At 69.3% G+C, this 19249-nt stretch carries 17 protein-coding genes; 5 read left to right on the top strand and 12 right to left on the bottom strand.

Translation table 11 applies throughout. The features are described from left to right. Nucleotides 1–18 precede the first annotated feature (18 nt). Complete coding sequence (locus tag EHF44_RS13505) at nucleotides 19–453, top strand: MarR family winged helix-turn-helix transcriptional regulator (protein WP_124684216.1); 435 nt, start codon at nucleotides 19–21, stop codon at nucleotides 451–453. A gap of 265 nt (nucleotides 454–718) precedes the next feature. Here the strand turns inward: EHF44_RS13505 and EHF44_RS13510 are convergent, their stop codons facing one another. Together EHF44_RS13510 and EHF44_RS13515 are read right to left on the bottom strand one after the other, a co-directional pair. Beyond that, nucleotides 719–2047 carry a PQQ-dependent sugar dehydrogenase gene (locus EHF44_RS13510; protein WP_124684217.1) on the bottom strand — a complete coding sequence of 443 codons (1329 nt, stop codon included), beginning with the start codon at nucleotides 2045–2047 and terminating at the stop codon, nucleotides 719–721. Between the two features lie 102 nt (nucleotides 2048–2149). Continuing rightward, entirely contained in the window at nucleotides 2150–2662 is a 513-nt protein-coding gene (locus EHF44_RS13515; RefSeq protein ID WP_124684218.1) for a GFA family protein, read from the bottom strand. 246 nt (nucleotides 2663–2908) lie between these two features. Between EHF44_RS13515 and EHF44_RS13520 the strand changes: the two genes are divergently transcribed. Next, nucleotides 2909–3247, top strand: coding sequence for a hypothetical protein (locus EHF44_RS13520; protein ID WP_124684219.1), 339 nt, complete (start codon nucleotides 2909–2911; stop codon nucleotides 3245–3247). 177 nt (nucleotides 3248–3424) lie between these two features. On the opposite strand, the gene EHF44_RS13525 is transcribed toward EHF44_RS13520, so the two are convergent. From EHF44_RS13525 to EHF44_RS13545, 5 genes are read right to left on the bottom strand one after another with little or no spacing between them, the layout of a single operon-like run. Continuing rightward, nucleotides 3425–4363: a LysR family transcriptional regulator gene (locus tag EHF44_RS13525; protein ID WP_124685100.1), complete on the bottom strand. Its 939-nt coding sequence runs from the start codon at nucleotides 4361–4363 to the stop codon at nucleotides 3425–3427. Between the two features lie 19 nt (nucleotides 4364–4382). Beyond that, nucleotides 4383–5276: a 2-hydroxy-3-oxopropionate reductase gene (locus tag EHF44_RS13530; protein ID WP_124684220.1), complete on the bottom strand. Its 894-nt coding sequence runs from the start codon at nucleotides 5274–5276 to the stop codon at nucleotides 4383–4385. 26 nt (nucleotides 5277–5302) lie between these two features. Then, on the bottom strand, nucleotides 5303–6094 hold the full coding sequence (gene garL, locus EHF44_RS13535; RefSeq protein ID WP_124684221.1) for a 2-dehydro-3-deoxyglucarate aldolase: 792 nt from the start codon (nucleotides 6092–6094) through the stop codon (nucleotides 5303–5305). Between the two features lie 15 nt (nucleotides 6095–6109). Continuing rightward, entirely contained in the window at nucleotides 6110–7204 is a 1095-nt protein-coding gene (locus EHF44_RS13540) for a malate/lactate/ureidoglycolate dehydrogenase (protein WP_124684222.1), read from the bottom strand. Between the two features lie 2 nt (nucleotides 7205–7206). Next, nucleotides 7207–8202, bottom strand: a complete 996-nt coding sequence (locus EHF44_RS13545; RefSeq protein WP_124684223.1) for a Bug family tripartite tricarboxylate transporter substrate binding protein — start codon at nucleotides 8200–8202, stop codon at nucleotides 7207–7209. A 275-nt stretch (nucleotides 8203–8477) separates the two neighbouring features. Here EHF44_RS13545 and EHF44_RS13550 point away from each other — a divergent pair, with 275 nt between their 5' ends. Further along, on the top strand, nucleotides 8478–10154 hold the full coding sequence (locus EHF44_RS13550) for a thiamine pyrophosphate-binding protein (RefSeq protein WP_124684224.1): 1677 nt from the start codon (nucleotides 8478–8480) through the stop codon (nucleotides 10152–10154). A gap of 442 nt (nucleotides 10155–10596) precedes the next feature. Here the strand turns inward: EHF44_RS13550 and EHF44_RS13555 are convergent, their stop codons facing one another. Beyond that, nucleotides 10597–10914, bottom strand: coding sequence for a hypothetical protein (locus tag EHF44_RS13555; RefSeq protein ID WP_124684225.1), 318 nt, complete (start codon nucleotides 10912–10914; stop codon nucleotides 10597–10599). 145 nt (nucleotides 10915–11059) lie between these two features. Here EHF44_RS13555 and EHF44_RS13560 point away from each other — a divergent pair, with 145 nt between their 5' ends. Both EHF44_RS13560 and hglS read left to right on the top strand, forming a co-directional pair. Further along, the gene (locus EHF44_RS13560; protein WP_124684226.1) at nucleotides 11060–11953 is read left to right on the top strand and encodes a LysR substrate-binding domain-containing protein; all 894 of its coding nucleotides are present in this window, start codon (nucleotides 11060–11062) and stop codon (nucleotides 11951–11953) included. 103 nt (nucleotides 11954–12056) lie between these two features. Beyond that, a complete protein-coding gene (gene hglS, locus EHF44_RS13565) occupies nucleotides 12057–13409 on the top strand; it encodes a 2-oxoadipate dioxygenase/decarboxylase HglS (RefSeq protein ID WP_124684227.1) in 1353 nt (450 codons plus the stop codon). Between the two features lie 753 nt (nucleotides 13410–14162). Here hglS and EHF44_RS13570 read toward each other — a convergent pair. The 4 genes from EHF44_RS13570 to EHF44_RS13585 are packed head-to-tail and all read right to left on the bottom strand — an operon-like array spanning nucleotide 14163 to nucleotide 19050. Further along, nucleotides 14163–16298, bottom strand: coding sequence for an acetate--CoA ligase family protein (locus EHF44_RS13570; protein WP_124684228.1), 2136 nt, complete (start codon nucleotides 16296–16298; stop codon nucleotides 14163–14165). A 39-nt stretch (nucleotides 16299–16337) separates the two neighbouring features. Then, complete coding sequence (locus EHF44_RS13575) at nucleotides 16338–16691, bottom strand: Zn-ribbon domain-containing OB-fold protein (RefSeq protein WP_124684229.1); 354 nt, start codon at nucleotides 16689–16691, stop codon at nucleotides 16338–16340. Further along, nucleotides 16688–17833: a thiolase family protein gene (locus EHF44_RS13580; RefSeq protein ID WP_124684230.1), complete on the bottom strand. Its 1146-nt coding sequence runs from the start codon at nucleotides 17831–17833 to the stop codon at nucleotides 16688–16690. The genes EHF44_RS13575 and EHF44_RS13580 overlap by 4 nt, the downstream gene beginning before the upstream one ends. Continuing rightward, nucleotides 17830–19050, bottom strand: coding sequence for an ABC transporter substrate-binding protein (locus EHF44_RS13585; protein WP_124684231.1), 1221 nt, complete (start codon nucleotides 19048–19050; stop codon nucleotides 17830–17832). Before EHF44_RS13585 ends, EHF44_RS13580 begins: the two co-directional genes overlap by 4 nt. Between the last annotated feature and the right edge of the window lie 199 nt (nucleotides 19051–19249).

Genomic DNA, 19249 nt, shown 5'->3' on the forward strand with positions numbered 1-19249 from the left:
CTCCCTATAATCGCGCGCATGGAAAAGAACCTTGAAAAGCGCTTCGGCTTTCTGGTAGCGGACGTGGGCCGGCTGTCGGGCAAGCGCTTCGACGACCTGTCGCGCGCGTCGCTGGACCTGACGCGGGCCCAGTATCGCGCCATGGCCTACCTGTCGTTCCACGGCGAGATGAACCAGGCCGCGCTGGCGGACCTGATGGAAGTGGCGCCGATTTCCGCCGGCCGCCTGCTGGACCGCATGGAAGAGGGCGGCTGGATCGCCCGCCGCCCGAACCCCGACGACCGCCGCGAACGCATGGTCCGCCTGACGGAGAAAGCCGACCTGGCCCTGGACGCCGCAAGGGACGTGGGCGACGTGGTCACGGCGCAGGCGCTGGGCGGATTCTCCGAGACGGAGATCGAGCAGTTCCTGGAGTTCCTGCAGCGCGCGCGGGGGAATTTGCTGAAGGGGTAGGGGCGAAATTGCCGTTGGCTTGCTCCCCTCTCCCGCGAGCGGTTTGCGCTTCCACGGTTTGCGCTTCCACGCCTGTGGTTTTGCTCCCCTCTCCCGCGCGCGGGAGAGGGGTTGGGGGAGAGGGCCGGCGGTTCAAGTTGCAACCTGTCGGCAAGCAGCGCCTCAACACCCTCTCCCCCGGCCCCTCTCCCACGCTGTGGGAGAGGGGAGACAACAAGCGCAAGATTCAGGCTCGATATCGCGAAGATGTGAGCAAAGACGGTGCTCAACTCCCCCCGCTCACCCGCCACACCCGGTTCCCCACGTCATCCGCCACCAGCAGCCCGCCGCGCTTGTCGATGGCTACGCCGACGGGGCGGCCCTGGGCGTTGCCTTCGTTGTCGAGGAAGCCGCCGAGCACGTCCAGCGGGGCGCCGACCGGCTTGCCCTGGTCGAACTGGACGAAGATCACCTTGTAGCCGGCGCGCGGTTTGCGGTTCCATGAGCCATGCTGGCTGACGAACATGCCGTTCTGGAACTGTGCAGGCAGGCTGTTGCCGGTGGCCCCGGTCAGGCCCAGCGCGGCCGTGTGGGCACCGACGGCGTAGTCCGGGATGATGGCCTTGGCCACCATGTCCGGCGCGGGCGGCTTGACGCGTTCGTCGACGTGCTGGCCGTAGTAGCTGTACGGCCAGCCGTAGAACCCGCCGTCACGGACCGACGTGATGTAGTCGGGCACGAGGTCGCTGCCAATCTCGTCGCGCTCGTTGACCGACGTCCAGAGCGCCTTGGTGGTCGGCTCCCAGGCCATGCCGTTCGGATTGCGCAGCCCGCTGGCGAAAATACGATGCTGGCCGCTCTGCCGGTCGACTTCCCAGATGGCCGCGCGGCCCGCTTCCTTGTCGATGCCGTTCTCGGCGACGTTGCTGTTGGACCCTACCGTCACGTACAGCTTGCTGCCGTCGGGGCTGGCGATGATGTTCTTGGTCCAGTGGTGGTTCAGCGGGCCGGCCGGCAGGTCCACCACCTTCTGGCCCGGCTCGGTGATGCTGGTCTGCCCGGCCGTATAGCGGAAGCGCACCACGGCGTCGGTGTTGGCGACATAGAAATCCTCGCCGACCAGCGCCATGCCGAACGGCGAGTTCAGGTTCTGCAGGAAGACCGACCGCTGGTCGGCCACGCCATCGCCGTCGGTGTCGCGCAGCAGCGTGATGCGGTTGGCGCTGGGCGTGTTCGAGCCGGCCCGCTTCATCAGCATCTTCATGACCCAGCCCTTGATGCCCTTGCCGTCGTCGGGCTTGGGCGGGGCGTCGGTCTCGGCCACCAGCACGTCGCCGTTGGGCAGCACGTAGAGCCAGCGCGGATGTTCGAGCTGGTCGGCAAACGCGGCCACGCGCATGCCCTGCGCGGCCGTGGGCGCCTTGCCGTTGTCCCAGCCCTTGGCCGGGGCCACGTGGACGGTGGGCACCATGGTCTTGTGCGGCGCCGGCAGCTTGGGGGCCGGGCCGTAGCCGGCGGCGTCGGGCAGCTTGGCCGATTCGCCACATCCGACCAGCAGCGTCACCGCCGCGATCGCGAATAGCGAGGCCATCGGGTAGATCAAATATTCGCGCATCGCAGGCTCCTGGGTTGCGGCGTCGTTGCTGCCTGGAGCATAGGATCGCGCGGGCGCGAAGTATGTCAGCGCGGCGGCCAGGGCCTGTCGGAAACCGTCCGATTAGCCGTCGGATTCTGCAGCGCCCACGGACGACAGCAGCCCGTGCCGCGCATGCCATTCGCGCAGCGATTCCTCCGGCCACGTGCCCACATGGCGATGGCCCTTGCCGCGCGGCACCTCAACCCACGGCGCCACGTAGTCCAGCCCGGCCTCGACCACATCGGGCGGCCGGGGCAGCGGCGTGTCGATGGCGCCGGCGTAGGGGTGGACCAGATCGGGCCAGCGCGGGTCCCACATCCAGAGCGGGCTGCCGCACTGCCTGCAGAAGTGCCGGTATCCCTTCGATCGCTTCGGCCGCTTGCCCGGCTCGCGGATCACGGCGTGAAAGTGCGCCACATGTTCCTGGCCGCTCACGCGCAGCGAGTGGGCATCGCCGCCCAGGTTGATGCCAAAGCCGCCGCTGCCGCCGGTCTTGCGGCAGATCGAGCAGTGGCAACGCATGTAGGGGTAGGGCGAATCGGACTCCAGGCTGAACTGCACGGCACCGCACTGGCATGAACCTTCGAGATGCATGGCGACTCCTGACGGCGTGGTCGATGCGGTTCAGTTTGGGCGACATGCCAGCAGGGAGCAAGGCACGAAATTCGCAAAATTCGACAAAAACTGTGGTGTTGTCAGTCGATGTCTGTCAGCGCAGGCGAGTTTTTGTAAGGAGTTGTGTGAATGCGGCACGCGGACCACGGCACCGCTTCTAAACTGGGCACGCGGCAGGCAACACGGGCCGCGTTTTTTCGATAACAACCACCTGAGAGGTCTCACATGTCTAAGCAACGAACCATCCGCACCGCTTCGCTGATTGGCGCCCTGGCAGCCGGCATGATCTCCGCCTCGGCCTTTGCCCAGACCACGACCGCTCCGGCCGGCACCACCACCGCGGTGCCCCCGGGCACCGTCCAGCTCCAGCCGCCGAAGGACCCGCTGGTGGAGCGCCGCGAGGCCCGCAAGGCCGCCAATGACCAGTACAAGGCCGAGAAGTCGGCCGCCAAGGGCGAATACAAGCAGGAAGTCGGCGCCGCCAAGGCCGAACGCAAGGACGCCAAGAAGGCCGCCGACGAGGCCGCCAAGGCCGAACTGCAGAGCGGGACGACGAAGCAGTAAGGCGCGGTTGGCTCCCCTCTCCCGCATCGCGGGAGAGGGGTCGGGGGTGAGGGCGTTGCGGTGCAATCAGCGACTTGTCTCGGCTTGAACCGCCGGCCCTCACCCCCAGCCCCTCTCCCGCAGGCGGGAGAGGGGAGCAACCCAGCAGCGTCTCCTCCCCCCCCCACAGCCTTTCCCCTACACCAGCCGCGCTCCCGGCCACGCCCCCGACATCACGATATTCCGCACGGACTGCCGCACCGTCTGCATGATGTCCCACAGCTCGGGCACCACCGGGCGATTGCGGGCCGTGGTCATGGCGACCTGCCGCGTCACCACCGGATCGATGATCCGCGCGGAGTGCAGGCGGCCCTGTGCCACGCGGTCGGCCACGGCGGCAAACGGCAGCAGCGTGGCGCCGCAACCGTCTTCCACGAGCCGCATCGCCACCGTGTTGGACGCATCGCACTCCATCGCCATGTTCAGCGTGGTGCCGACGCGCGTGGCCAGCGATTCGGCCAGCACGCGCAGGCCGTTGGCCGTGCTGGGCAGGATCAGCGGCACCTCGCCCAGGCGCCGCGCCGGGAACGTTGGGCCCAGATGGCTCCATGACGTCGGCGCGACCAGCGTCAGGTCTTCTTCCAGCAGCACATCCACCTTCAGCGCGCCCTGCTGCTCGGGCAGGTAGAGCAGGGCGACGTCGATCTCGCCGGCCGCCAGCCACGCAAGCACCGGATTGGCCAGCCCCTCCACGAACCGCAGCCTGGTTGCCGGAAACCGCTGCTTGAGCGCGGTGCCGATGGCCGCGAACGCCGTGTTGGCGATGGTCGGCTGCGCGGCGATGACCAGTTGCGACGGGCCCTGCGCGGTCGACGCCCGCACGGCCGCGCGTGCCTCGGTCAGCGTGGCGGCCACCTGCCGCGCGTAGCCCAGCAGCGTGGAGCCGGCTTCGGTCAGCACCACGCCGCGTCCGCTGCGATGAAACAGGCGCGTGTCCAGCGCCGTCTCCAGCCGCGCGATCTGGCGGCTCACGGTCGACTGGTCCGCGCCCAGTTCCAGCGCCGCGCGCGAGATGCTCTGCGTGTTGGCCACGCAGACAAAGCACGCCAGGTCGTCGGAATTGAGCGCCGGGCCCATGGGCGATGTCATGCCGCTCTCAGCCCGCCTTGTCGCCGATGGCGAACGACGACAAATGCTCGATGGCCTTGACCAGCCCGGAATGGTCCCAGCCCGCGCCGCCCTGCGCCACGCAGACGTTGAACAGTTGCTGCGTCGAGGCCGTGTTCGGCAGCCCCAGCCCCAGTTCCTTGGCCGTCGACAGCGCCAGGTTCAGGTCCTTCTGGTGCAGTTCGATGCGGAAGCCCGGGTTGAACGTGCGCTGGATCATCCGCTCGCCATGGACCTCCAGAATCTTGGAGCTGGCAAAGCCGCCCATCAGCGCCTGCCGCACGCGCGCCGGGTCGGCACCAGCCTTGGCGGCCAGCACCAGCGCCTCGCTGACGGCCTCGATGGTCAGCGCCACAATCACCTGGTTGGCCACCTTGGCCACCTGGCCGTCCCCGACGTTGCCCACCAGCGTGATGTTCTTGCCCATCCGTTGCAGCAGCGGCAGCACCTTGTCGAAGACGTCCTGCTTGCCGCCGGCCATGATAGACAGCGTGGCGGCCTTGGCGCCCACCTCGCCGCCCGAGACCGGCGCGTCGACGTAATCGCAGCCCAGCGCCTCGATCTTCTTCGCAAACGCGCGCGTCTCGATGGGCGAGATCGAGCTCATGTCCACCACGATCTTGCCGGCGCTCAGCCCCTCGGCCACGCCGCCCTCGCCGAACAGCACGCGCGCCACGTCGGGCGTATCGGGCAGCATCAGGAAGATCACGTCGGCCTGCCGGGCCACCTCGGTGGCGCTGGCGCACGCCTGCACGCCCTTGTCCAGCAGGTCCTGCGGCACGCCGCTGCGCGTGTGCGCGTGCACGGTGTGGCCGCCGGCCTGCAAATGTTCCGCCATGGGCTTGCCCATGACGCCCAGTCCGATGAATCCGAGCTTGCTCATGTTCCTATCCGTATCGAAATGAAGTTTCAGGACGCAAAGCGTTCGCGCAGCGCGCGTGCCGCATCGCGCAGCAGCACGTGGTCCAGGCCCACGGCAACGAAATGCGCGCCCATGTCCAGGTAGCGCCGCGCGTCGGCCTCCGCCGGGGCCAGCGTGCCGATGGCCTTGCCGGCGCGGTTGGCCGCGTCGTAGATCTGCTGCACGGCCGCCTGCACGTCCGGGTGGTTCGGGTTGCCCAGGTGGCCGTAGGCCGCCGCCAGGTCGTTCGGGCCGATGAAGATGCCGTCGACGCCCGGCTCCGCGCAGATCTCGTCGATATTGTCCACGCCCTTTCGGCTTTCCACCTGCACCAGCACGCAGATGTTGTCGTTGATGGTCTGGAAGAAGTCGGGCAGGGTGCCGAAGCGGTTCTGCCGCTGCACGCCCGACACGCCGCGGATGCCATCGGGCGGATAGCGCGTGGCCCGCACCGCGCGGCGCGCCTCGTCGGCCGATTCCACGAACGGGATCAGGAAGTTGTAGAAGCCGATGTCGAGCAGCCGCTTGATCATGACCGGGTCGTTCCACGGCGGGCGCACGACCGGCGCGCTGGTGCTGTCCTTGAGCGCCATCAGCTGCGGCGCGAACGTCAGCACGTCGTTGGGCGAATGCTCGCCATCGAGCAGCAGCCAGTCGAAGCCGGCCAGCCCGACGATCTCGCTGGTCACGGGCTGGCCCAGCGAACTCCACAGGCCGATCAGCCGCTTGCGCGCCAGCACGTCGGCCCGGAAGCGGTTGGGCAGCGGGTGGATCTGCGGCAGGTGAGGGGTGGTGGTCATGCGGGGGTCTCCTGTTCAGTCTGCGGCCAGCGCGGACAGCGGGCCGGGCGACTTGCCACGCGCCTGCAGCACGCGCGCGGCCGCATCGTCAAGCTGGGCCAGCGTGCTGCTGTCCACGGGAATGGCTTCGGCGCGGGCACGGCGCCACGCGCGCTCGGGGTCGCCGGGCAGGCGGATGGCGTCGTTGCCGGGCTGCAGCCGTGACGCCTTCATCCATTCGACGAACGCTTCCACCTCGTGGCCGAACGTCGTGCTGCTGCCCAGCCGCGCGGGGTCGAAGATGATCGCCAGCATGTTGTTCCAGACCGCGTGCTCGTGCGTGAGCGTCGCCGGGCGGATCGTGTGCCCGCCGGTCACGGCCGCGCCCAGCAGCTCGCACATCACGGCCAGCACGTAGCCCTTGTGCTCGCCGAACGTGCGCAGCGCGCCCTGCGGCGTGCCCGGGTGCGGGAACATCACGGCCGGGTCGTCGGTGGGATGGCCGTGCGGGTCCATCAGGCAGCCGGGCGGCACGGGCACGCTCTTGTTGTTGGCCACGCGCACCTTGCCCAGCGCGATGGCGCTGGTGGCAAAGTCCAGCACCAGCGGCGGCTGCCCGGCCACCGGCACGCCGATCGTGAACGGGTTGGTGCCAAAGCGCGCGTCGTAGCCGCCGTGCGGCGCCACGATGGGCTTGGACAGCACGTTGACGAAGTGGATCGAGATCATGCCGGCGGCCGTGGCCTGCTCGGCCCAGTGGCCCACGCGCCCCAGATGGTGCGAGCGGCGCAGCCCCAGCACGCACACGCCGTGTTCCTGCGCGCGGGCGATGCCCAGCCGCATCGCCTGCTCGGTCACGGCCTGGCCCATGCCGCGGTTGCCGTCCAGGCTCAGGATGCCGCCCGATTCGTGCACCACGCTGACCTGCTGGTTGAGCTGAAGCTGGTCGGCCTGCCACGACATCACGTACTTCGGGATCATGCCCACGCCGTGCGAATCGTGGCCGGCCAGGTTGGCGCCGACCAGGTGATCGGCGGTCAGCGCGGCCTCGCGGGCGTCGGACCCGGCGGCCAGCCACAGGTCGACAACCCACTGGTGCAGTCCGGCGGTGGGAATGCGGTGATCGCTCATGCTTACTCCAGGTGGATGTTGGCCACCTTGATCAGGTTGGCCCATTTGGCGACTTCGCTTTTCTGGAAACTGCCGAGTTCGGCGGGGCCGGCGCCGGACGGCTCCACGCCCATCGACGCCAGCTTGGCCCGCACGTCCGGCTGGCGGATGATCTTGCCGATCTCGGTCGACAGCTTGTCGACAACAGGCCTGGGCGTGCCAGCCGGCGCGAAGATCGCCTGCCACGACACGATCTCGTAGCCCTTGAGCCCGGCTTCGTCCATGGTCGGCACGTCGGGCAGCTCGCCGGCGCGCTTGGGGCCGGTGGTGGCCAGCGCGCGGAACTTGCCGGACTGGATCATCGGGATGGCCGCCAGGCTGTTCTCGAACACCAGGTCCACCTGGTTGCCCAGCAGCGCCTGCACCGCCTGGCTGCTGCCCTTGTACGGCACGTGGGTCATGCGCAGCCCGGCCATGTTGGCGAACAGTTCCGCCGCCAGATGCTGCGACGTGCCGTTGCCCGACGAGCCGAAATTGACCGCGCCCGGCTTGGCCTTGGCGGCGGCAATCACGTCCTGCACGCTCTTCCACGGGCTGCTGCTGTTGACCACCAGCACGTTCGGCAGCGTGCCGATCAGCGTGATGGGCTGGAAGTTGCGGATGGGGTCGTACGGCATCTTCGGATACAGGCTCACGTTGATCGCGTGCGAGCTGATGGTGCCGCCCAGCAGCGTGTAGCCGTCCGGCGCGGCCTTGGCCACGTAGTCCGAGCCGATGTTGCCGCCGGCGCCGGCGCGGTTTTCCACGACCACCGACTGGCCCAGCGCCGCCGACAGCTTCTGGCCGATCAGCCGGCCCAGCAGGTCGGTGGTGCCGCCGGCGGCGAACGGCACGACGTACGTAATCGGCTTGCTGGGGTAGGGATCGGCGGCCTGCGCGCCGGCCTGCTGGGCGGCGGCCATGCAGCCGGTACAAAGCACGGCCAGCACGGGCCGCATGAATCGGGTGGAAAAACGCATGCTGTGTCTCCTGTTTGCGCGAACGTCGGGGTACGGCATTCCAGTGTGCTTGCGGTGCTGCCAGGCGGTTTCCGGGGAGAAACCGTGCCGGACGGCCCGGGGCGTCTTGTCGTGCGCCCGCCAGCAAATCTACACGGTCGGCCGCCGGGCCGACTTGCAGAATCTGCATAACAGAAATGCACGATAGGCCCCGCGGCGCCGCGCGTCAAACGGAACAATCGCAGACATTCAGTTGCCAGCGTGCCGACTGCCCACCCGCCGACCCCGACTTCGCCATGACTTCCACCCCTGCCCAAGCGGCCCGCACCGGCGGCCGCGTACTCGTCGACCAGCTCCGCCTGCACGGCACCGAGCGCATCTTCTGCGTGCCCGGCGAAAGCTTTCTGGACGTGCTGGACGCGCTGCACGACCAGCCCGCCATCGACCTCGTGGTCTGCAAGCACGAGGGCGCCGCGGCCAACATGGCCGAGGCCGACGGCAAGCTGACCGGCCGGCCCGGCATCTGCTTCGTCACGCGCGGCCCGGGCGCCACGCACGGCAGCATCGGCGTCCATATCGCCCAGCAGGACTCCACGCCGATGATCCTGTTCGTCGGCCAGATTGCCCGCGAGCACAAGGGCCGCGAGGCGTTCCAGGAGGTGGACTACGCCGCCGTGTTCGGATCGATGGCCAAGTGGGCCGCCGAGATCGACGACCCGGCGCGGATTCCGGAGATGGTGGCGCGCGCGTTCCAGGTGGCCACGTCGGGCCGCCCCGGCCCGGTGGTGCTGGCGTTGCCCGAGGACGTGCTGGACGGCATGGTCGAGGTGGTCGACGCCGCGCCATACCGCAGCGTGGCCGCCGCGCCGCGCGCCGAGGATGCCCGGGCGCTGGCGGAGGCGCTGCAGACGGCCCGGCGCCCGCTCGTGATTGCCGGCGGCGCCAACTGGACCGACCAGGCCGTACGCGATTTCGCCGCGTTCGTGACGGCGTGGGACTTGCCGGTGGCCTGCGCGTTCCGCCGCCAGGACGTGATCGACAACCGCGATCCGCACTATGTCGGCCACCTGAGCCTGGGCGTCAGCCCGAAGCTGGCCGAGCGCGTGCGGACGGCCGACCTGATCGTGGCATTCGGCACCCGGCTGGGCGATATCGCCACCGACGCCTATACGCTGCTCACGCCGCCGCTGCCGGCGCAGAAGCTGGTGCATATCCACGCCGACAGCACCGAACTGGGCCGGGTCTACCAGGCGGCGCTGCCGATCCACGCCGGCGTGGCGCCCGGCGCCGCAATGCTGGCGTCGCTGCCCGCGCCGCCCACCGTCCCCTGGAAGGACTGGACCGCCGGCGCCCGCGCCGACCACCAGGCATTCGTCACGCCGCCCAAGCCGCACGCGGAACTGACCGGCGTCGACATGGCCGCCGCCATGGCCCATCTGAACGATGTGCTGCCGGATGACGCGATGCTGTCGAACGGCGCCGGCAACTACACGGTCTGGCTGCACCGGTTCTACGCGTACAAGCGCCCGCGCACGGAACTGGCGCCCACCTGCGGCGCGATGGGCTACGGCCTGCCGGCCGCCATCGCCGCCAAGCTGCGGTTTCCGGAAAAGACCGTGGTCTGCTTTGCCGGCGACGGCTGCTTCCTGATGTACCCGCAGGAAATCGCCACCGCCGCCGCCCACGGCGCCAACCTGATCACGATCGTGGTGAACAACCGCATGTACGGCACGATCCGGATGCACCAGGAACGCCGCTACCCCGGCCGCCAGAGCGGCACGGCCATCGTCAACCCCGATTTCGTGGAAATGGCCCGCGCCTGCGGCGCCTGGGCCGAACGCGTCGAACGCACCGAAGACTTCGCCGCCGCCTTCGCCCGCGCCACCCAGGCCGGCAAGCCGGCCGTGCTGGAACTGGTGACCGACCCGCTGCAAATCACACCGGCCATGCGGGTAACGGAACTGCCGAAGTAAGGGAGGAGGGCGGGGTAGTACATCGCCCATCGCCCATCGCCCATCGCCCGAAGCGTGAAATTCACCGCCGGGGTTGCTCCCCTCTCCCGCCCGCGGGAGAGGGGTTGGGGGTGAGGGCCAGCGGCTCAAATCGCGATGTTGGTCGGCAAGCAGAGCCTCAACGCCCTCACCCCCAGCCCCTCTCCCGCATTGCGGGAGAGGGGAGCAAGACATCGGGATGTCGAGCTCGCAGCCGAATTTCAGCGATGGTGGTCTCCCCTCTCCCGCCTGCGGGAGAGGGGTTGGGGGTGAGGGCCAGCGGTTCAAATCGAGACAAATCCCCATTTACCCCGCCATACCCCAAGCCACGAAGCGCCTCATCCAGCACCCCACCGACTTTTACCCCAAATTATTCAAAACCAATAATTCCCACTAAACGCCGGAAACTGCCTAGCACACCGGCCTAGAACAGCGACCCCTGCGGCCGCTCCTCTCCATGGCCGGCATCCCGCTGCCGCGCAGGCACAGCCAGGATCTGCCGGATCTGCGCCAGATACCGCTCGCCCACCGCCCGATGCGTCTTCCGCGCCTCTTCCGCAAAGCTGCGCCGCGACGGCGGCCGGATGTTCAGCATGCGGCAAAGCGTTGACAGGTAAGGCTTTTTCCCATCCGTGGTGGCGCGGCGGGCGGCCGTCAGCAGGGCGGCGTCGCCAATGCGGCTGCGCAGCCAGATCAACACCTGACGGTCATATTCGTTCTGTACACGGATCAAGTTTTCCATTTCCCAGGGCTCCGAAGGTTCCGATACTGTTCATGCATACAGTACCTGTAAATATATACAGTGAATCGGAAATTTCAAGGCCGTGGGTGGGACGTCGGTGCCACAATGGCAACCCCCCGCGTCCCCGCCCGAATACCGCCTGACCATGCGCCTGCCCAGCCTGATCGCGCTCCAGATGCTCGAAAGCGCTGCCCGCCTCGGCAGCTTCACGCGCGCCGCCGCCGAACTGAACGTGACCGAGAGCGCGATCTCGCGCCAAGTTCAGGCGCTGGAAGCGCGCCTGGGCGTGCGGTTTTTCGAACGGGTCAAGCAGCGCGTGGTGCTGACCGCCGACGGCGACCGCTACGTGCGCGAGATCCGCGCCGAACTGAAGGCCATCGAACGCGCCACGCGCGACCTGGCCTCGCGCGCCGGCGGCATGGAAGTGCTGGAACTGGCCGTGGTGCCCACCTTCGCCACGCAATGGCTGATCCCGCGCCTGGCCGGTTTCCGCGACGACCACCCGCGCATCGTCGTCAACGTCCACGCCCGGCCCGAGCCGTTCCACTTTGCCGATTCCGTGTTCGATGCCGCCATCTACTTCGGCGAACGGCCATGGGAGGGCCACGCCTCGGCCCGGCTGCTCGACGAGGGGCGCTCGATCGCGGTGTGCAGCCCGCAGCTGCTGGCCGGGCAGCCGGTGCGCCGCCGCGAAGACCTGCTCAAGCTGCCGCGCCTGCATCTGCAAAGCCGGCCCGAAGCGTGGCCCGACTGGTTTGGCGGCGCCGACGAGGCCATCCGGCGCCAGGCCCGGCTGGGCCCGCGCTACGACCTGTTCTCGATGATTACCCGCGCGGCGGCCAGCGGCCTGGGCGTGGCCGTGCTGCCCGAGATGATGGTGCGCGCGGAAATCGACGCCGGCCAGCTCGTGGCGCTGCCCTTTGCCGACGAGGCCCCGGCGCGGCCGTCGGGCGCGTACTTCGTGACATGGCGGGCGGGCAACGACAGGGCCGAGCGCTTTGCCGACTGGCTGCGCCGCCAGTGCGCGGCATCAACTTGATGCGCAAAGTGCAATAAGTCCGTCACAAATATCGCTTGTCGCGGCATGCGGCGCCGCCCAGACTTGGCGGCTTTCCGATCCGCCCCACAGCCATAGCCTGACGATGTCCGCTTTCACGTCCCCGAGCCAGATCCGCGCCCAGTTCTCGCGCGCCATGTCCGATATGTACCGCGCCGAGGTGCCGCAATACGGCACGCTGATGACGCTGGTGTCCGATGTCAACGCCGACGTGCTGGCCGGCATTGGCGCGGCCGCCGCCGGCGCCGCTGGGCAGGAGGCCCGGATCGAGGTGGAGCGGCACGGCGCCATCCGCGTGGGCACGCCCGCCGAACTGGCCACCATCCGCCGCCTGTTCGCCGTGATGGGCATGTTCCCGGTGGGCTACTACGACCTGTCCGTGGCCGGCGTGCCGGTCCATTCCACCGCGTTCCGGCCCAAGGACGTGGCCGGCCTGGCCGAGAACCCGTTCCGCGTGTTCACGTCGCTGCTGCGGCTGGACCTGATCCAGGACGCCGCGCTGCGCGACGCCGCGGCCGGCGTGCTGGCCACGCGGTCGATCTTCACGCCGGGCTGCCTGGCGCTGATCGAGCGCGCCGAGCAGCAGGGCGGGCTCGATGACGCCGACGCGGCGCAGTTCGTCGCCGAGGCGCTGGAGACGTTCCGCTGGCACGGCCGCGCCACCGTGGACGCCGAGCTGTACTGGAAGCTGCGCAAGACCCATCCGCTGATCGCGGACATCGTGTGCTTTCCGGGGCCGCACATCAACCACCTGACACCGCGCACGCTCGACATCGACGTGGTACAGGCACTGATGCCCGAGCGCGGCATCCAGCCCAAGGCCGTGGTGGAAGGCCCGCCCACGCGCCAGTGCCCGATCCTGCTGCGCCAGACCAGCTTCCTGGCGCTGAGCGAGCCGGTGACCTTCCGCGATGGCGGCGAGGCCGGCACCCATACCGCGCGCTTTGGCGAGATCGAGCAACGCGGCGTGGCGCTGACGCCCAAGGGCCGCCAGCGCTACGACGCGCTGCTGAACGAGGTGCGCCAGATCATCACGCCGGCCGGCGACGGGTCCAACGCGGCGGCCTACCGCCAGACGCTGGAGTCGGTGTTCCGCGCGTTCCCGGACGACCATGACCAGATGCGGCGCGAAGGGCTGGCGTACTACCGCTACAAGGTGGGCAACACCGCGGCCGACGGCGCCGACGTCGAAGCCCTGATCGCGGCCGGCGCGCTCGTGGCCGAACCCATCACGTACGAGGATTTCCTGCCCGTCAGCGCCGCCGGCATCTTCCAGTCGAACCTCGGCGACGAAAACCGCGACGCGCTGGAAGCCTCGCCCAACCGCGTCGCCTTCGAAGCCGCCCTGGGCGCCGCCGTCAGCGACGAACTGGCCCTGTACGCGGCCGAGCAAGACGCATCGCTGAAAGCCGCACTGAAGGCGCTGGGGGTAGGTTGAGCCCTGGTTCTTGCTCCCCTCTCCCGCACGCGGGAGAGGGGTTGGGGGAGAGGGCCAGCGGTCAAAATCGCGACAGATCGGCAAGCAGCACCTCAACACCCTCTCCCCCAGCCCCTCTCCCACGTTGTGGGAGAGGGGAGAAAACCAGTAGCATGACATTCGCCGGCGGCGTTTTTTGCTCCCCTCTCCCACGTTGTGGGAGAGGGGAGAAAACCGGCGGCATGACATTCGCCGGCGGCGTTTTTTTGCTCCCCTCTCCCGCACGCGGGAGAGGGGCCGGGGGAGAGGGCCGGCGGTTCAAACTGCGACCTGTCGGCAAGCAGCACCTCAACACCCTCTCCCCCAGCCCCTCTCCCACGTTGTGGGAGAGGGGAGAAAAACAGTGGCATGACATTCGCCGGCGGCGTTTTTTGCTCCCCTCTCCCGCACGCGGGAGAGGGGCCGGGGGTGAGGGCCAGCGGTCAAAATCGCGACCTGTCGGCAAGCAGCACCTCAACGCCCTCTCCCCCAGCCGCTCTCCCACGTTGTGGGAGAGGGGAGAAAACCAGTGGCATGACATTCGCCGGCGGCGTTTTTTTGCTCCCCTCTCCCGCACGCGGGAGAGGGGTTGGGGGAGAGGGCCGGCGGTTCAAATTGCGACCTGTCGGCAAGCAGCACCTCAACACCCTCTCCCCCAGCCCCTCTCCCACGTTGTGGGAGAGGGGAGAAAACCGGCGGCATGACATTCGCCGGCTGCGTTTTTTTGCTCCCCTCTCACCACGTTGTGGGAGAGGGGCGCAAACCAACGCCGTGGCATTCGCCGAGAAAGTCGGTCTCCGCCACCTCCATCAACCCATCCACCACCACCGCCCCCGACACCCCCAGCATGACCGGATTCAGGTCGACCGACCGGATGCCGCCTTGTGCCGCGTACACTAGTTGGCCGACCTGCGTGGCCAGGGTGCAGAGGGCGGCGATGTCCAGCGGGGGATCGCCGCGCACGCCGTCGAGGATGGGGGCGATGCGCAGGCGGCGGACGGCGCGTTCGATGGTGGCGGGGCTGGCGGGGGCCAGCAGCACGGCCGTGTCGCGCAGGGTTTCGACGTACTTGCCGCCGTCGCCGATCAGCAGGACGGCGCCGAAGGTGGGGTCCCAGTGCGCGCCGACCATGCACTCGCGCTGGCCGCGCGTCATGCGGGCGACGATCACGCCTTCGCAGGGCGCGTGCAGCGTGTCGAGCGTCTGGGTCTGCTGGGTAAAGGCGGCGACGATGGCGTCGCGGCTGTTGCAGTTCAGCGCGACCAGCCCGTGTTCGCTCTTGTGTGGCACGGCTGGCGAGCTGGCCTTGACCGCGACCGGGGCGCCGATCCGTTGCCAGGCGGCCACGGCCTCTTCGGCGGTCTGGCACAGGTAGTGTTCGACCACGGGCACGCCGGCCTTGGCCAGCCGGGCCAGGCTGGCGGCCTCGCTGAGCGTCCGGGCCGGCACCGTGGCTGCCGGTGCCGATGTCGGCATGGCCGTTTCGCCAGCGATATCGCGCAGCAACTGCTGGTGGGCGGTGAGCTGGTGGAAGGCGGCCAGCGCGTCGGCGGCGTGGAAGAACGTTGGCACGCCGGCCGCGCGGAACACGCCGGCCACCGATTCCTGCCAGGCGGCGACGGCGATCGGCTTGCCCGCCGTGTCGGCAAACTGCGCGGCGTCGCGGGCAAAGCGCGGCACGTCGTAGCCCATGCCGGCCACCGGGATATCGAGCAGCACGAAATCGGCAGCCGGATCGGCGCCGACGATGGGCAGCACGTCGCCGAACAGGCCGCTGTTGGTCAGCAGCGCGGCCGTGACGTCGACCGGGTTGGCCGTCGCGGCGAAGCCGGGCAGCTTGCCGGCCAGCGCGGATTGGGTGGGCGGGGCCAGCGGCGCCATGCCGATGCCGAGCGCGTCGGCGCTGTCGGTGGCCATCACGCAGCTCGCGCCCGAGTTGCTCACGACGACGAGCCGGCGGCCCTCGGGCTGCCAGCCGCGCAGGTAGAGCGGCGCGCAGCGGGCCAGCGCGTGGGCGTCGTCGACGCGCCAGATGCCGTGGCGGGCCAGGAAGGCGTCGACCGCGCGGTCCTCGTTGGCCATGGCGCCCGTGTGCGACGCCGCGGCGCGCGCGCCGGCCTGCGAGCGGCCCGATTTCACCGCCACCACCGGCACGCCGCGCGCCCGCGCCACGGCGGCGGCCTCGGCCAGCACGGCCGGGTCGGTCAGCGTTTCCAGATAAAGCAGCAGCAGCCGGATGTCGGGGTCATGCGCCACGGCCAGCGCCAGTTCGCTGACGGTCACGTCGGCCTGGTTGCCCGTGGCGTGCACATGGCGCACGCCGATGCCCTGGTGCCGCAGCAGCCCGTACACCAGCGCCGCCGTGCCGCCGCTCTGGCTGACCACCGCGACCGGCCCGTCCTTTGGCGGAATTTCGATGAACATGGTCGAGAAACTGGCGATGGCGCCATTGCCGAAGTTCGCCAGCCCCTGGCTGTTCGGCCCGACGATGCGTAGCCCGGCGCCGCGCGCGATGCGCACCATGTCGTCCTGCTGGCGCCGGCCGTTCTCGCCGGCCTCGCCGAACCCGGAGGCAATGACGATGGCCGCACCCACGCCCAGCCGCGCGCAGTCGGCCACGGCCTGCACCGCCGCATCGCCGCCCACCACGATCACGGCCAGCTCGGGCGCCTGGGGCAGCGCGTCGAGCGACGGATAGGCGCGTAGCCCCTGCAGCGTCTCGCGCTGCGGGTTGACCGGGTAGATCGTGCCGGCGTAGCCCATCGCTTTCATATAGTGGATAGGCCGGCCGCCGATCTTGTGGATGTTGTCGGACGCGCCGACGATGGCAACGGAACGCGGGGCGAGCAGGGCGGAGAGGGTGTCGGACATCGGTGTGGTCTCGGTGTTGTTCTGGGTGAGGCGGGCCGGTCAGGCGGGGACGAAGCGCAGCAGCGGCTGGCCGTCGACGTCGAAGCGGCTGGCGCGCACACGGTCGCCGATGGCGGTGCCCGGCGCGGCGTGGCCCATCACGCGCGGGCCTTCGTCGAGCGTGGCGATGACCAGCGTGTACGGCGCCAGTGCCTGGAAGGCTTCGGTCGGCCCGCGGAATACCTCGGTAACGGCGTGCACCGTCGCCAGCCCGCCGCTGTCGCGCCAGACCAGCGCGCGGCTGCCGCACTGGCGGCAGGCATGGCGTTGCAGGGGCTGCCAGGCGCCGCAGGCGTTGCAGTGCTGGTAGCGGACCACGCCGGCGGCCACGCCTTCGGAAAATGGCGATGTCATGAGGCCTCCAGGATCAGGCTGACATGGGACGACAGCACGCCGCCGTCGGCATGGAACAGGGCGCGCCGGTGCGGCGGCACCTGCCGCGCGCCGGCCGTGCCGGCCAGTTGCCGCGCGGCCTCGGCCAGGTGCATCAGCCCGCCGGCCACGCCGGAATGGCCGAACGCCAGCAGCCCGCCGTGGGTGTTCAGCGGCAGCGGCCCATCGGCGCGGAAATCGCCCGCGCGCAGCCGCGCGACCGCCTGTCCGCGTGGCGCGATGCCGATCTCTTCCAGCAGCATGACCAGCGTGATCGTGAACGAGTCGTAGATGGCGAGCGTGTCGATATCGGCTACGGTGCAGCCGGCCTCGGCCAACGCCCGCCCGGCGGCGTCGGCGGCGCCGGTGGTCATCACGTCGTCGATGGCGCACAGGTGCTGGTGGCGATGCGCCTGCCCGGCGCCGGCAATCCGCACCGGGCGGCCGGGGCCCGGTTCGGGCGACACGACGATGGCCACCGCGCCGTCCGAGATCGGGCAGCAGTCGGACAGCCGCAGCGGCGACGCGATGGGCCGCGCCTGACGCGCGGCGTCCAGCGTCAGCGGCTCGCGCAGGTGGGCGTCGGGATGCCCGGCCGCGTGCTCGCGCATCAGCACGGCAAAGTCGGACAGCGCGTCGGCGTCCAGGCCGGTCTCGAACAGGTAGCGCGATGCCAGCAGCGCGTAGTAGGCCGGCACCGAGGCGCCGTTCGGCACCTCGATCTCGGGCTCGCCGACCTGCGCCAGCGTCTGCACCGACTGGTCGCGGCTCTGGCCGCTAAGACGATTCTCACCGGCGACGACCAGCACGTTGCGGCATCGCCCGCTGCGTACCAGGTCATGCGCCAGCATCGCCATCAGCCCGCCCGTGGCGCCGCCGCCGGCCATGCCATGCGCGTAGGCCGGCCGCAGCGACGCGAACTCGCAGAAGCGGTCGGCCAGCATCAGGTGCGGCAGCGTGGTGGCGTAGCCGCAGAGCACGCCGTCGATCTGGTCGCGCGGCAAGCCGGCGTGCGCCAGCGCGGCATCGGCAGCCTGCGCCATCAGCGTCAGCGGCGTACTGCCGGGCAGCCGGCCGAAGCGCGTGTTGCCGACGCCGCGCACATACGTCTCGGCCATCGTCATTTCTTCAAAAGCGGGCACTGGGACTTGGCCGGCGGCATGAACGCCTGGTCGCCGGGCACGGTGGCCAGCAGCTTGTAGTAGTCCCACGGGTACTTGGATTCCTCGGGCTTCTTGACCTCGAACAGGTACATGTCGTGGATCATCCGGCCGTCCTCGCGGATCCGCGCGTTCTTGGCAAAGAAGTCGTTGATCGGCAGCGACTTCATCTGCTTCATCACGGGCGCCGTCTCGTCGGTGCCGGCCGCCTGCACGGATTTCAGGTAGTGCGTGACCGACGAATAGACGCCGGCCTGGCTCATGTTCGGCATCTTCTTGACCTTGTCGAAGTACTTGCGCGACCACGTCCGCGTGGCGTCGTTCATGTCCCAGTAGAACGCCTCGGTCAGCACCAGCCCCTGCGCCGTCTTCAGGCCGATGGCGTGGATGTCGTTGATGTAGAGCAACAGCCCGGCCATCTTCTGGGTACCGTTGCGCGTCAGGCCGAACTCGGAGGCGGCCTTGATGGCATTGACCGTGTCGCCGCCCGCGTTGGCCAGCCCCACCACCTGGGCCTTGCTGGCCTGTGCCTGGAGCAGGTACGAGGCGAAGTCGCTGGTATTGATCGGATGCCGGGCCGCGCCCAGCGCCTGCCCGCCGGCCTCGGTGACCACCGTGGTGGCCGATTGCTGGAGCGTGTGGCCGAACGCGTAGTCGGCGGTCAGGAAGAACCACGTCTTGCCGCCGCGCTGGACCATCGCCCGGGCCGTGGTATTGGCCAGCGCGTAGGTGTCGTAGGCGTAGTGGACGGAGACCGGCGTGCAGAGGTCGTTCGTGATCCGCTCGCTGCCGGGTCCGGAGAACACCACCACCTTGTTCTTCTGCTTGGCGACGTCGAGCACGGCCAGCGCCGGCGCGGACGCGGCCACGTCCAGGATGGCGTCGACCTTGTCGGTATCGAACCATTCGCGCGCCTTGTTGGCGGCGATGTCGGCCTTGTTCTGGTGGTCGACCACCACAAGCTCCACCTTCTTGCCAAGCACCTTGCCGCCAAAGTCGTCGATCGCCATCTGCGCGGCGGCGGCACTGCCCCGGCCGGTCACGTCCGCGTACAGCCCGCTCATGTCGAGCAGCAGGCCGATCTTGACCACATCGTCGGAAATGCCCGGCTTGGGCTGGGCGTGCGCAGCCACGGCGGCCAGGGCCAGCGCGGCGGCGGTAAGCAGGCGATTGAGGTGCATGGTCTCCTCCGGGGGTTTTGGTTTGGGTGGTGCGGTGTTGTGATGCGCCTGGATTGCCTTTCGGTTTGCTTCCCTCTGCCGAACGGCGGGAGAGGGGCCGGGGGAGCGGCTCGGCATTTCAGGATGCCGATGTCGCGGTTTGGGCCGCCTTGCCCTCTCCCCAACCCATCTCCCGCCGCGCGGGAGAGGGGAGCTGAAA

It is taken from the genome of Cupriavidus pauculus (assembly GCF_003854935.1).
GTDB classification, from domain to species: domain Bacteria; phylum Pseudomonadota; class Gammaproteobacteria; order Burkholderiales; family Burkholderiaceae; genus Cupriavidus; species Cupriavidus pauculus_C.